Origin of the sequence: Streptomyces luteireticuli, assembly GCF_041519305.1 — a bacterium.
In the GTDB taxonomy this organism is placed as follows: domain Bacteria; phylum Actinomycetota; class Actinomycetes; order Streptomycetales; family Streptomycetaceae; genus Streptomyces; species Streptomyces luteireticuli.
Genome location: NZ_CP167927.1, coordinates 4,129,743 through 4,142,793 on the forward strand (window position 1 = coordinate 4,129,743; position 13,051 = coordinate 4,142,793).

Annotated in this window: 8 protein-coding genes and 3 rRNA genes; 2 read left to right on the top strand and 9 right to left on the bottom strand. The window is 65.7% G+C overall.

From position 1 onward, the window contains the following. Positions 1 to 353: 353 nt before the first annotated feature. Positions 354 to 1,160, top strand: coding sequence for an ECF subfamily RNA polymerase sigma factor, BldN family (locus AB8735_RS18290; protein ID WP_344031926.1), 807 nt, complete (start codon positions 354 to 356; stop codon positions 1,158 to 1,160). Between the two features lie 166 nt (positions 1,161 to 1,326). Further along, a complete protein-coding gene (locus AB8735_RS18295) occupies positions 1,327 to 2,550 on the top strand; it encodes a DUF5667 domain-containing protein (RefSeq protein WP_372408455.1) in 1,224 nt (407 codons plus the stop codon). 88 nt (positions 2,551 to 2,638) lie between these two features. Here AB8735_RS18295 and AB8735_RS18300 read toward each other — a convergent pair whose 3' ends face one another. The 9 genes from AB8735_RS18300 to AB8735_RS18340 form a co-directional block, all read right to left on the bottom strand. Further along, entirely contained in the window at positions 2,639 to 3,670 is a 1,032-nt protein-coding gene (locus tag AB8735_RS18300) for a lysophospholipid acyltransferase family protein (RefSeq protein WP_372408456.1), read from the bottom strand. A 14-nt stretch (positions 3,671 to 3,684) separates the two neighbouring features. Then, the gene (locus tag AB8735_RS18305) at positions 3,685 to 4,731 is read right to left on the bottom strand and encodes an NAD-dependent epimerase/dehydratase family protein (protein ID WP_344031932.1); all 1,047 of its coding nucleotides are present in this window, start codon (positions 4,729 to 4,731) and stop codon (positions 3,685 to 3,687) included. A gap of 261 nt (positions 4,732 to 4,992) precedes the next feature. After that, positions 4,993 to 5,091 (bottom strand): 30S ribosomal protein bS22, encoded by a 99-nt coding sequence (locus AB8735_RS18310; protein ID WP_003948845.1) that lies wholly within the window; start codon positions 5,089 to 5,091, stop codon positions 4,993 to 4,995. Between the two features lie 110 nt (positions 5,092 to 5,201). Beyond that, entirely contained in the window at positions 5,202 to 5,411 is a 210-nt protein-coding gene (locus tag AB8735_RS18315) for a helix-turn-helix domain-containing protein (protein WP_154080489.1), read from the bottom strand. 128 nt (positions 5,412 to 5,539) lie between these two features. After that, positions 5,540 to 6,337: a phosphatase gene (locus AB8735_RS18320; protein ID WP_344031942.1), complete on the bottom strand. Its 798-nt coding sequence runs from the start codon at positions 6,335 to 6,337 to the stop codon at positions 5,540 to 5,542. Positions 6,338 to 6,426: 89 nt separating this feature from the next. Continuing rightward, entirely contained in the window at positions 6,427 to 7,599 is a 1,173-nt protein-coding gene (locus AB8735_RS18325; protein WP_372408467.1) for an acetoin utilization protein AcuC, read from the bottom strand. A gap of 85 nt (positions 7,600 to 7,684) precedes the next feature. Then, positions 7,685 to 7,801 (bottom strand): 5S ribosomal RNA (gene rrf / locus AB8735_RS18330). A gap of 74 nt (positions 7,802 to 7,875) precedes the next feature. Further along, positions 7,876 to 10,998: ribosomal RNA gene (locus tag AB8735_RS18335) — 23S ribosomal RNA — on the bottom strand. A 276-nt stretch (positions 10,999 to 11,274) separates the two neighbouring features. Then, positions 11,275 to 12,800, bottom strand: a 16S ribosomal RNA gene (locus AB8735_RS18340). The 16S, 23S and 5S rRNA genes sit together here, the layout of an rRNA operon. Positions 12,801 to 13,051: the final 251 nt, after the last annotated feature.

The window sequence follows — 13,051 nt, forward strand, 5'->3', positions numbered from 1 at the left end:
GAGCCGCAGGCGCGCCTTTGACGACACAGCGTCACCACCGGTCCCCCACAGGCAATCCGGTTGTCATACCCCCACACAACCCCCGGCAGTCCTGCCGTGTCCGGATTACCACAACACGCTGCCCAATCGGCCACACCCAAAGCAAATACGGTCAACTTCTGTTAGCGGTTCGATATTTGAACGGGCGGCAATAGGCGAGAGAGCGAACGGAAACGATGAATTGAGCAACTCGGCGTAGCGCTGCCTGTACGAAGGGTTATTCTCCTCAGACGCAATCCGGTCCCCCGCTTGTCCCTACGACGAGTGAACGGACCGGAACTGCACGTGATGGAAGCTCTGCCTCTGGGAGTCCCGTGTACCCACACGTCGGGGTTGACGCCTCGGGCCTGGCTACGCTGCGCGCAGCGGTCGTCGACCGCCTGCGCGGCTTCGTCCCCACCGCGTACGCCGTCCCCGCCCTCGCCACGCCCGCCCCCGCGGTAGCCGTAGGCTCTGCCGGGCAACGGAGCCCCTGCTACGCCCTCGCCGAAGCCGGCGCCGCGGTGGGCAGACGCGCCCGGCGCGGCACCGGCGCCGCCGCCACGACCACCCGCCGCCCCAGCGCCGACAGCGACAGCGCCCGGATGCTGGACCTGGTCGAGCGTGCCCAGGCCGGCGAGTCCGAGGCCTTCGGCCGGCTCTACGACCAGTACGCCGACACCGTCTACCGCTACATCTACTACCGCGTCGGGGGCCGGGCCACGGCCGAGGACCTCACCAGTGAGACGTTCCTGCGCGCCCTGCGCCGCATCGGCACCTTCACCTGGCAGGGCCGCGACTTCGGCGCCTGGCTGGTGACCATCGCCCGCAACCTCGTCGCCGACCACTTCAAGTCCTCCCGCTTCCGTCTGGAGGTCACCACCGGCGAGATGCTCGACGCCAACGAGGTCGAGCGCAGCCCCGAGGACTCCGTCCTCGAATCCCTGTCCAACGCCGCCCTGTTGGAGGCGGTGCGCAAGCTCAACCCCCAGCAGCAGGAGTGCGTGACCCTCCGCTTCCTCCAGGGCCTGTCGGTCGCCGAGACCGCCCGGGTCATGGGGAAGAACGAGGGCGCGATCAAGACCCTCCAGTACCGCGCGGTCCGCACCCTCGCCCGGCTCCTCCCCGACGACGCCCGCTGACGACCGGCGCGTAACCCGACTGCCACGCCGCTCGTTGTCCGGGATGCAGACTTCCCGCGTCGCGCCATGCCCGCAATCACTCACTCGATCGAGTGGATGCCCTCAAGGCGTGCAACCTCCAGGTATTCGGGGGAGTCGATCGTCATGACGAGAGGAGGTGCCGCCAGTGATCGCGAACGTTTCGGCGCACCGGCGGGCGAACGCCTTCGCCCAAGCCCTGGAGGAGCAGGAACTCCAGGGCGAGGCGGCCGCACGGACCGGCCCACCGGCGGACGACGCCGAGCAGGGGAAGCTGCTGACGCTGGCGGGCGGGCTGAACCGACTGCCCGCCCCGGAGCTTGATCCCGAGGTCAGGACCGTGCAGCGGGCGCAGCTGATCGCCGCCATGGAGGCCCATTTCGCCGGCGCCGCCACCGCGGTCCCCGAGCCGCGCAGGGCCCCGGGCGAACGGGCCGCCGGCCGGGGGTCCCACCGGGCCAATCCGCTGAGCCGCCTCAAGCCGCGCTCCCGCTGGTCCAAGGGGCTGGCGGCCGGCGGGCTCACCGTGGGCGTGGCCGCCGGAGCGCTCGGCGGCGTCGCCGCCGCCAGCTCCAACGCCCTCCCCGGCGACACCCTCTACGGCCTCAAGCGCGGCATGGAGGACCTGAAGCTCGGCATGGCCGACAACGACTCCGAGCGCGGCGGCATCCTCCTCGACCAGGCGTCCACCCGGCTCCAGGAGGCCCGCCGCCTCATGGAGCGCGGCCGCTCCGGCCATCTGGACCACGAGTCGCTGGGCGAGATCCGCCGGACCCTCTCGGGCATGCGCCAGGACGTCTCCGAGGGCCACCGCCTGCTCCGCGCCGCCTACGAGCGCGACGGCTCCCTCGGCCCGCTCAAGCTGCTCTCCTCGTTCAACTCCTCGCACCGCGAGGGCTGGGGCCAGCTGCGCGACCGGCTGCCCCTCCCCCTCAACGACGTCCGGGACCAGGTCAGTTCGGCGTTCACCGCCATAGACGACGAGATCGCCCCGCTGCAGTCCCTGCTGCAGGGCCACGACCAGCGCCAGACCCATGGCAAGGGCGGCGCACCCGCCCGCCCCGGCGCCCCGGGCAGCCCGTCCCACGGCGCCCCGTCGCCCCGCACCTCGTCGGGCGGCGGCAAGCACGCGGCCGACCGGTCCGTCCCGCCGAGCGCGGGCAGCCAGGACGAGCAGGAGGGGCTCCTCGGCGGCACCGGGCTGCTGCACCCGGCGTCCCCGTCCGAGAGCCAGAGCCAGGGTCAGAGCCCGTCCGGTACGCCGCACGGCAAGGACGGCAAGCCCTCCAAGCAGCCGGAGTTGACCATCCCGCCCCTGCTCCCGGACATCCTTCCGAGGCTGGGCATCCCGCCCGGCGAGGATCAGAGGTGATCACTCAGGACCGGAAGTGATCGCGGCCGTCAGCCGCGATCTCCTCAACGTCGGTCCCCACGGCGGTCGGTGTCGGGCAGCCCTGCTGTCAGAAGAACACCGACCGCCGTTGCACGAGCAGCTTGTAGAGCGTGTGCTGAATCGTCTCCCGCACCTGGTCGGTGAGGTTGAACATCAGCATCGGATCGTCCGCCGCCTCCGGCGGATAGCCGTCCGTGGGCACCGGCTCGCCGAACTGGATCGTCCACTTCGTCGGCAGCGGCACCGCCCCGAGCGGCCCCAGCCAGGGGAACGTCGGCGTCAGCGGGAAGTACGGCAGTCCCAACAGCCTCGCCAGCGTCTTGGAGTTGCCGACCATCGGATAGATCTCCTCCGCCCCGACGATCGAGCACGGCACGATCGGCGCCCCGGCCCGCAGCGCCGTCGAGACGAAGCCGCCCCGGCCGAAGCGCTGCAGCCGGTACCGCTCGGAGAACGGCTTGCCGATCCCCTTGAAGCCCTCCGGCATCACCCCGACCAACTCGCCGCGCTCCAGCAGCCGCTGCGCGTCCTCGGCACAGGCCAGGGTGTGCCCGAGCTTGCGGGAGACCTCGTTGATCCCCGGCAGCATGAAGACCAGGTCGGCGGCGAGCATCCGGAGGTGCCGCTCCGCCGGATGACGGTCGTGCACGGCGACCTGGAGCATCAGGCCGTCGACCGGCAGCGTCCCGGAGTGGTTGGCGACGACCAGGGCCGCGCCCTTCTCCGGGATGTTCTCGATGCCCCGCACCTCGACCCGGAAGTACTTCTCGTACAGCGGGCGCAGCGCCGACATCAGGACCTGGTCGGTGAGCTCCGCGTCGAAGCCGAACTCGTCCACCTCGTAGTCGCCGGTGATCCGGCGGCGCAGGAACTCCAGCCCGTGGGCGAGCCTGCGCTCCCATCCCGGGCCGTCCGTCCGCACCTGCCCGCCGGGGGCCGCAGCGGGCTCCTGCGGGGCCGCGGGCCCCTCCTCGTCGCGCGGCTGCGGGACGGGCGCGAGCGGCGCCGCCGCCCGGTTCGTACGGGCCGTGCCGCCGCGCCTGGGACGCCGCTTGGAACGCGGCTCCTCGCCGAACGGGATGACCTTCGCGTCCGCCATGGTGCGTGCGCTCCTCAGTTCAGGCCGCGGCCGGCAGGCACCGCGGCGGCGATCCGGTCGACGGTACGGGCGAGGGCGTGCGGCGGCAGCAGTCCCGTGCCGCGGCTGCGCGTGAAGTCGGCGAAGGCCCCGGCCGAGGTGTACCGGGGGTGGAAGCCGAGAGTCTCCCGCATCTGGGTGGTGTCCACGACCCGGCCGTGGGTGAGCAGCCGGATCTGTTCCCGGGAGAAGTCCAGCATCCCCAGCGCGCGCAGCGCGGAGCCGGCCCAGGCGACGCCGGTGGCGAGGAACGGAAGGGTGGGGCGCCCGAGGCGCCTGGCGGCCTGGGAGAGCAGGATCACGCCGTCCCCGGCGATGTTGAACGTCCCGCTGTTGAGCGTGCCCCTGGCGGGCTCCCCCGCGGCGATCCGCAGCGCCTCGACGGCGTCGTCCTCGTGCAGGAACTGCAGCCGGGGGTCGAAGCCCAGGACCGTGGGGAGCACGGGCAGCGAGAAGTACTCGGCGAGCGGCGAATCGGCGCCGGGCCCGATGAGGTGGGCGAAGCGCAGCACGCACACCGCCACGTCCGGCCGCCGGCGGGCGAAGCCGCGCACATAGCCCTCGACCTCGACGGCGTCCTTGGCGAAGCCGCCGCCGGGCAGCGACTTGGGCGGCGTGGTCTCGGTGAACACCGCGGGGTCGCGCGGCGCGGACCCGTAGACGCCGGTGCTGGACCTGACCACCAGCCGCTTCACGGCGGGGGCCTTCTGGCAGGCGCCCAGCAGCTGCATGGTGCCGATGACGTTGGTCTCCTTGACCGCCGTCCGGCTGCCCCGCTTGCCGAGCGGGGTGCCGTTCACGTCCAGGTGGACGACCGTGTCCACCGCGTGCTCGGTCAGGACCCGGGCGATCGCCGGGTGGCGGATGTCCGCCCGTACGAAATCGGCCCCGCCGAGATGGTGCCCGGGTGGCACCGCGTCCACCCCGATGACCCGTTCGACACCCGGCTCGCGCGTCAGGCGGCGGACGAAACGGCCGCCCAGCCGACGGGCGACTCCGGTGACGAGCACGACCCTGCCCAAGATCAGTGCCTTCCCTTCGGTCGGGCCCTCCCTCACACCCGGGAACGGCTGCCCTGTTGGCGGCCACCGTAGCGGGTCGCCGGGGCGCTGTGACGAGAGCCCGTCACCGGGGCGACATTTCAAGCCGTAGCGAGAGGCTCACGCACCGCGATGCGCCGCAGGCCGCGCGGGCCCCGGACGCACCGCAGCCCTCCCACCGCCGGAGCGGTGGGAGGGCTGCGGGACGAACACAGCGACGCTGCCTACTTCTTGCGGCAGCGCTTACTTCTTGTTGCGGCGCTGAACGCGAGTGCGCTTGAGCAGCTTGCGGTGCTTCTTCTTGGCCATCCGCTTGCGCCGCTTCTTGATAACAGAGCCCACGACTACCCTCGCTTACATCGATTCACTCGGTGCGGGGCGTCCGAGCCCACACGACCTACATCGGGCCAGCCTACCCGGCACCGGGCGAACAGCGTAATCCGAGGTCCTCGTCAGGCGGTTTCCACCCCCACGAAGGACTCACGGAGGTACTCGTGCACCGCCTGCTCTGGGACCCGGAAGGACCTACCCACCCGGATCGCCGGCAGATGACCGCTGTGCACCAAGCGGTACACGGTCATCTTGGACACGCGCATCACCGCGGCGACTTCCGCCACGGTCAGGAACACGACCTCGTTGAGAGGCCTCTCGCCAGCAGCCATGACACACCTGAACCTTCCGCACATGACGCGCACCGGCTTCCCCTCCGGTGACTCCTCGTCGCTGCGCGCTCACTCCCCAGATTAGGGGCGGGTGATGCGAGTGGGGAAGAGGAGCAGCCATCGGCCGCCTACCGTGACAGACACGCTCGATTGAGTACATAGCGAGTAAGCGGTCGGTAGTAATCAGACCGCACAGTGTCATCAAGCGGAACGACGGCGGACACCCGCCCCTCGGCCTCGGCGACGAACGGCGCCGGGTCGTCGGAATCCGCCAGTCCGATGGCCTCAAAGCCCAGTTGACCTGCCCCGCAGACCCATCCGTGGTCCCCGATGACCAGGGCCGGAAGAGGGCCGTCGCCATCTCCCGCAGCAGCGAGTGCAGTACGAAGCGGGAGGGGTGAATGCGTATGTGCGCCGGGCTCATTCGCGGTGGCGCACGCGCCGGGTTCGCGCACCATCGCGACTCCTCGGACGTAGTCAAGGTTGTATGTGCGTACGCCAAACCGGGTCGTTATGTCGATACTTCGACCCTGCGCAGGGGTGAGGACAGCACATCCCACCGCTGAGAGGCCTGCGGCCAACCCGGCGTAGAAACCCAGGAGCCGGTGGGGGTGGCCGGTGCCGATCAGCACCGGAGCGCCCGTCGCGGCGGCCGTGGCGACCCGCTCGGCGAAGACACCGAGTGCCGCCAGCGTGCGGTCGGGGTCGATCACATCATGCCCGGAAGTATGTGCGGGATCGGCCGAAACTCCACACCGACGACCCATCAGGCGCAACAACTCCTCGAAGCGCCAGTCACTTTCCGGCTCCAGCCCCATCAGCACCCGGGGGTCCCGGGCGACGAACCGCCGATAACGGGCCAGGCTCCGCTCCCGGGTCGTGGCCACGGGGCCGGCGAGACCGGCCGCGAGCAGGTGTGCGCGCAAGCGTTCCACGCAGCGACTAACGCCGCGGGGGGAGCACGGGCTACGGGACCCGGCCCGCACCCGGCCCATCGGTCGGCCCATCGGTCGGGTCAGGGCAGGAGTCCGTGGGCCGGGAAGACCGCGCGGCGGGTGGCCAGGATCGCCTGGTCCAGCCGGTCGGCCGGGTCGTAGCCGGACGTCCCGAAGTCCCGCCACGCGGGCCGCAGCCCGTCGGTCATCCGCAGCGGCCCCAACTGCCGTGTGCGCCGGAAGACTTCGTCCCGCCACTCCTCCGGCACCGCGGACTCGGGGTCCACCGGCCGTCCGGCGGCGACGGCACACAGATGGGTCCACGCCCGCGGCACCACGTCGACCACCGCGTAGCCGCCCCCGCCGAGGGACACCCAGCGGCCCTCCGCGTGCTCGTGCGCCAGGGTGTGACAGGCCTCGACGACCAGCCGCTGGGCGTCCAGGGACACCGTCAGATGGGCGAGCGGGTCCTCGAAGTGGGTGTCGGCGCCGTGCTGGGTCACCAACACCTGCGGCCGGAAGGCCGCCAGGAGTTCCGGCACGACGGCGTGGAAGGCCCGCAGCCACCCCGCGTCCCCCGTCCCGGCCGGCAGCGCGATGTTGACCGCCGTGCCCTCGGCGCCGGGCGCACCGGTCTCTTCGGGCCAGCCCGTCTGCGGGAAGAGGGTGTGGGGGTGCTCGTGCAGAGAGACCGTCAGCACCCGGGGGTCCTCCCAGAACGCGGCCTGCACCCCGTCGCCGTGGTGCACGTCCACGTCGACGTACGCGACGCGTTCCGCGCCGAGTTCGAGCAGCCGGGCGACGGCGAGGGCGGCGTCGTTGTAGACGCAGAAGCCGGACGCCGCTCCGGGCATCGCGTGGTGCAGCCCGCCGGCGAAGTTCACCGCGTGCAGGGCCTCGCCCCGCCAGATGGCCTCGGCGGCGCCGACGGATTGGCCGGCGATCAGCGCGGCGGCATCGTGCATCCCCTCGAAGGCGGGATCGTCGGGCGTCCCCAGGCCGTACGAGGCATCGGCCTCCCGGGGATCGGCGGACGCCGCGCGTACGGCGTCGATGTAGTCCTGACGGTGCACCAGCCGCAGCGTCGACTCCCCGGCGGGCCTGGCGGCCACCACCCGCATCGCCTTGTCCAGGCCGTACGCCTCGACCAGGCGCATGGTGAGGGAGAGCCGTACCGGATCCATGGGATGTCCGGGGCCGAAGTCATAGCCGGTGACCGCTTCGTCCCACATCAGCTGCGCGCGACCGCTCATGGCGGTCACCGTATCGGTAAACGCAGAAAAGCCGTAGGTCCCGGATCGTTTCCACGATCCGGGACCTACGGCTTTATCAAATTTAGTTCGGCGGCGTCCTACTCTCCCACACGGTCCCCCATGCAGTACCATCGGCGCTGAAAGGCTTAGCTTCCGGGTTCGGAATGTAACCGGGCGTTTCCCTAACGCTATGACCACCGAAACACTACGAAACATATCAACAACCGGCAATGGTTGTTCGTGGTTTCAGAACCAACACAGTGGACGCGAGCAACTGAGGACAAGCCCTCGGCCTATTAGTACCAGTCAACTCCACCGGTTACCCGGCTTCCATATCTGGCCTATCAACCCAGTCGTCTACTGGGAGCCTTACCCCATCAAGTGGGTGGGAGTCCTCATCTCGAAGCAGGCTTCCCGCTTAGATGCTTTCAGCGGTTATCCCTCCCGAACGTAGCCAACCAGCCATGCCCTTGGCAGAACAACTGGCACACCAGAGGTTCGTCCGTCCCGGTCCTCTCGTACTAGGGACAGCCCTTCTCAAGACTCCTACGCGCACAGCGGATAGGGACCGAACTGTCTCACGACGTTCTAAACCCAGCTCGCGTACCGCTTTAATGGGCGAACAGCCCAACCCTTGGGACCGACTCCAGCCCCAGGATGCGACGAGCCGACATCGAGGTGCCAAACCATCCCGTCGATATGGACTCTTGGGGAAGATCAGCCTGTTATCCCCGGGGTACCTTTTATCCGTTGAGCGACGGCGCTTCCACAAGCCACCGCCGGATCACTAGTCCCGACTTTCGTCCCTGCTCGACCCGTCGGTCTCACAGTCAAGCTCCCTTGTGCACTTACACTCAACACCTGATTGCCAACCAGGCTGAGGGAACCTTTGGGCGCCTCCGTTACCCTTTAGGAGGCAACCGCCCCAGTTAAACTACCCACCAGACACTGTCCCTGATCCGGATCACGGACCCAGGTTAGACATCCAGCACGACCAGAGTGGTATTTCAACGACGACTCCACACACACTGGCGTGCATGCTTCACAGTCTCCCACCTATCCTACACAAGCCGAACCGAACACCAATATCAAGCTATAGTAAAGGTCCCGGGGTCTTTCCGTCCTGCTGCGCGAAACGAGCATCTTTACTCGTAGTGCAATTTCACCGGGCCTATGGTTGAGACAGTCGAGAAGTCGTTACGCCATTCGTGCAGGTCGGAACTTACCCGACAAGGAATTTCGCTACCTTAGGATGGTTATAGTTACCACCGCCGTTTACTGGCGCTTAAGTTCTCAGCTTCGCCCCACCGAAATGGAGCTAACCGGTCCCCTTAACGTTCCAGCACCGGGCAGGCGTCAGTCCGTATACATCGCCTTACGGCTTCGCACGGACCTGTGTTTTTAGTAAACAGTCGCTTCTCGCTGGTCTCTGCGGCCACACCCAGCTCAGAGTGCAAGACTCATCACCGGACATGGCCCCCCTTCTCCCGAAGTTACGGGGGCATTTTGCCGAGTTCCTTAACCATAGTTCACCCGAACGCCTCGGTATTCTCTACCTGACCACCTGAGTCGGTTTAGGGTACGGGCCGCCATGAAACTCGCTAGAGGCTTTTCTCGACAGCATAGGATCATCCACTTCACCACAATCGGCTCGGCATCAGGTCTCAGCCTTAACGTGTGACGGATTTGCCTACCACACGGCCTACACCCTTACCCCGGGACAACCACCGCCCGGGCTGGACTACCTTCCTGCGTCACCCCATCGCTTACCTACTACAAGTCTGGTCCGTCGGCTCCACCACTTCCCTTCACCCGAAGGATCCAGGACGGCTTCACGGACTTAGCATCGCCTGATTCGATATTGGGCGTTTCAAAGCGGGTACCGGAATATCAACCGGTTGTCCATCGACTACGCCTGTCGGCCTCGCCTTAGGTCCCGACTTACCCTGGGCAGATCAGCTTGACCCAGGAACCCTTAGTCAATCGGCGCACACGTTTCCCACGTGTGTATCGCTACTCATGCCTGCATTCTCACTCGTGAACCGTCCACAACTCGCTTCCGCGGCTGCTTCACCCGGCACACGACGCTCCCCTACCCATCCACACACCCGTTAGGGCTGTTGTATGAATGACACGACTTCGGCGGTACGCTTGAGCCCCGCTACATTGTCGGCGCGGAATCACTTGACCAGTGAGCTATTACGCACTCTTTCAAGGGTGGCTGCTTCTAAGCCAACCTCCTGGTTGTCTCTGCGACTCCACATCCTTTCCCACTTAGCGTACGCTTAGGGGCCTTAGTCGATGCTCTGGGCTGTTTCCCTCTCGACCATGGAGCTTATCCCCCACAGTCTCACTGCCGCGCTCTCACTTACCGGCATTCGGAGTTTGGCTAAGGTCAGTAACCCGGTAGGGCCCATCGCCTATCCAGTGCTCTACCTCCGGCAAGAAACACACGACGCTGCACCTAAATGCATTTCGGGGAGAACCAGCTATCACGGAGTTTGATTGGCCTTTCACCCCTAACCACAGGTCATCCCCCAGGTTTTCAACCCTGGTGGGTTCGGTCCTCCACGAAGTCTTACCTCCGCTTCAACCTGCCCATGGCTAGATCACTCCGCTTCGGGTCTTGGGCGCGCTACTGGGTCGCCCTATTCGGACTCGCTTTCGCTACGGCTTCCCCACACGGGTTAACCTCGCAACACACCGCAAACTCGCAGGCTCATTCTTCAAAAGGCACGCAGTCACGACACCGAGTGCAAGCACTCGATGCGACGCTCCCACGGCTTGTAGGCACACGGTTTCAGGTAATATTTCACTCCGCTCCCGCGGTACTTTTCACCATTCCCTCACGGTACTATCCGCTATCGGTCACCAGGGAATATTTAGGCTTAACGGGTGGTCCCGCCAGATTCACACGGGATTTCTCGGGCCCCGTGCTACTTGGGTGTCTCTCAAACGAGCCGCTAATGTTTCAGCTACGGGGGTCTTACCCTCTACGCCGGACCTTTCGCATGTCCTTCGCCTACATCAACGGTTTCTGACTCGTCCAACAGCCGGCAGACTGTTGAAGAGAGATCCCACAACCCCCACGACGCAACCCCTGCCGGGTATCACACGTCGTAGGTTTGGCCTCATCCAGTTTCGCTCGCCACTACTCCCGGAATCACGGTTGTTTTCTCTTCCTGCGGGTACTGAGATGTTTCACTTCCCCGCGTTCCCTCCACACTGCCTATGTGTTCAGCAGCGGGTGACAGCCCATGACGACTGCCGGGTTTCCCCATTCGGACACCCCCGGATCACAGCTCGGTTGACAGCTCCCCGGGGCCTATCGCGGCCTCCCACGTCCTTCATCGGTTCCTGGTGCCAAGGCATCCACCGTGCGCCCTTAAAAACTTGGCCACAGATGCTCGCGTCCACTGTGCAGTTCTCAAACAACGACCAGCCACCCACCACCCCGACACCGAAGCATCGAGTTCACTGGGGCCGGCAGAAGGCAACAAGCTCACGCTCGTACCCTCAGACACCCAACAGCGTGCCCGACACCCTCCACCCAGGACTCACGTTCCACGCCGAAGCAGTACTAATGATCCCTTCCGGAAAGTGCCGAATAGTCAACGTTCCACCCATGAGCAACCGTGCAGAACGTTTGTCTGCAGTCGGCTATGTGCTCCTTAGAAAGGAGGTGATCCAGCCGCACCTTCCGGTACGGCTACCTTGTTACGACTTCGTCCCAATCGCCAGTCCCACCTTCGACGGCTCCCTCCACAAGGGTTGGGCCACCGGCTTCGGGTGTTACCGACTTTCGTGACGTGACGGGCGGTGTGTACAAGGCCCGGGAACGTATTCACCGCAGCAATGCTGATCTGCGATTACTAGCAACTCCAACTTCATGGGGTCGAGTTGCAGACCCCAATCCGAACTGAGACCGGCTTTTTGAGATTCGCTCCACCTCACGGCATCGCAGCTCATTGTACCGGCCATTGTAGCACGTGTGCAGCCCAAGACATAAGGGGCATGATGACTTGACGTCGTCCCCACCTTCCTCCGAGTTGACCCCGGCAGTCTCCTGTGAGTCCCCATCACCCCGAAAGGCATGCTGGCAACACAGAACAAGGGTTGCGCTCGTTGCGGGACTTAACCCAACATCTCACGACACGAGCTGACGACAGCCATGCACCACCTGTACACCGACCACAAGGGGGCGACCATCTCTGGCCGTTTCCGGTGTATGTCAAGCCTTGGTAAGGTTCTTCGCGTTGCGTCGAATTAAGCCACATGCTCCGCTGCTTGTGCGGGCCCCCGTCAATTCATTTGATTTTTAGCCTTGCGACCGTACTCCCCAGTCGGGGCACTTAATGCGTTAGCTGCGGCACGGACGACGTGGAATGTCGCCCACACCTAGTGCCCAACGTTTACGGCGTGGACTACCAGGGTATCTAATCCTGTTCGCTCCCCACGCTTTCGCTCCTCAGCGTCAGTATCGGCCCAGAGATCCGCCTTCGCCACCGGTGTTCCTCCTGATATCTGCGCATTTCACCGCTACACCAGGAATTCCGATCTCCCCTACCGAACTCTAGCCTGCCCGTATCGAATGCAGACCCGGGGTTAAGCCCCGGGCTTTCACATCCGACGCGACAAGCCGCCTACGAGCTCTTTACGCCCAATAATTCCGGACAACGCTTGCGCCCTACGTATTACCGCGGCTGCTGGCACGTAGTTAGCCGGCGCTTCTTCTGCAGGTACCGTCACTTTCGCTTCTTCCCTGCTGAAAGAGGTTTACAACCCGAAGGCCGTCATCCCTCACGCGGCGTCGCTGCATCAGGCTTTCGCCCATTGTGCAATATTCCCCACTGCTGCCTCCCGTAGGAGTCTGGGCCGTGTCTCAGTCCCAGTGTGGCCGGTCGCCCTCTCAGGCCGGCTACCCGTCGTCGCCTTGGTAGGCCATCACCCCACCAACAAGCTGATAGGCCGCGGGCTCATCCTGCACCGCCGGAGCTTTCCACCTTCAAAGATGCCTTCGAAGGTCGTATCCGGTATTAGACCCCGTTTCCAGGGCTTGTCCCAGAGTGCAGGGCAGATTGCCCACGTGTTACTCACCCGTTCGCCACTAATCCACCACCGAAGCGGCTTCATCGTTCGACTTGCATGTGTTAAGCACGCCGCCAGCGTTCGTCCTGAGCCAGGATCAAACTCTCCGTGAATGTGTACCGGTAATCCGGTTCAACACTCGCGTTGAGCGGAACAGCCAGGCGGAATAAGCCCGGCCGTTCACAGCGTCCTCGCTGTGTTTTTCAAAGGAACCTCATCCCAACCGGCAAAACCAGCCGGGACGGGGTTGTTTTATAGTCTGGCGTTGACTTTTGGCACGCTGTTGAGTTCTCAAGGAACGGACGCTTCCTTCGTACTCACCGAGACTCTGTCTCGGCTTTCCTCCGGGCGCTTCCCTTCGGTG

Bases quoted from the DNA above. Each gene is read 5' to 3' on its own strand.
- AB8735_RS18300 (WP_372408456.1), bottom strand. From the start codon at position 3,670: ATGGCGGACGCGAAGGTCATCCCGTTCGGCGAGGAGCCGCGTTCCAAG.
- AB8735_RS18315 (WP_154080489.1), bottom strand. From the start codon at position 5,411: ATGGCTGCTGGCGAGAGGCCTCTCAACGAGGTCGTGTTCCTGACCGTG.
- AB8735_RS18325 (WP_372408467.1), bottom strand. From the start codon at position 7,599: ATGAGCGGTCGCGCGCAGCTGATGTGGGACGAAGCGGTCACCGGCTAT.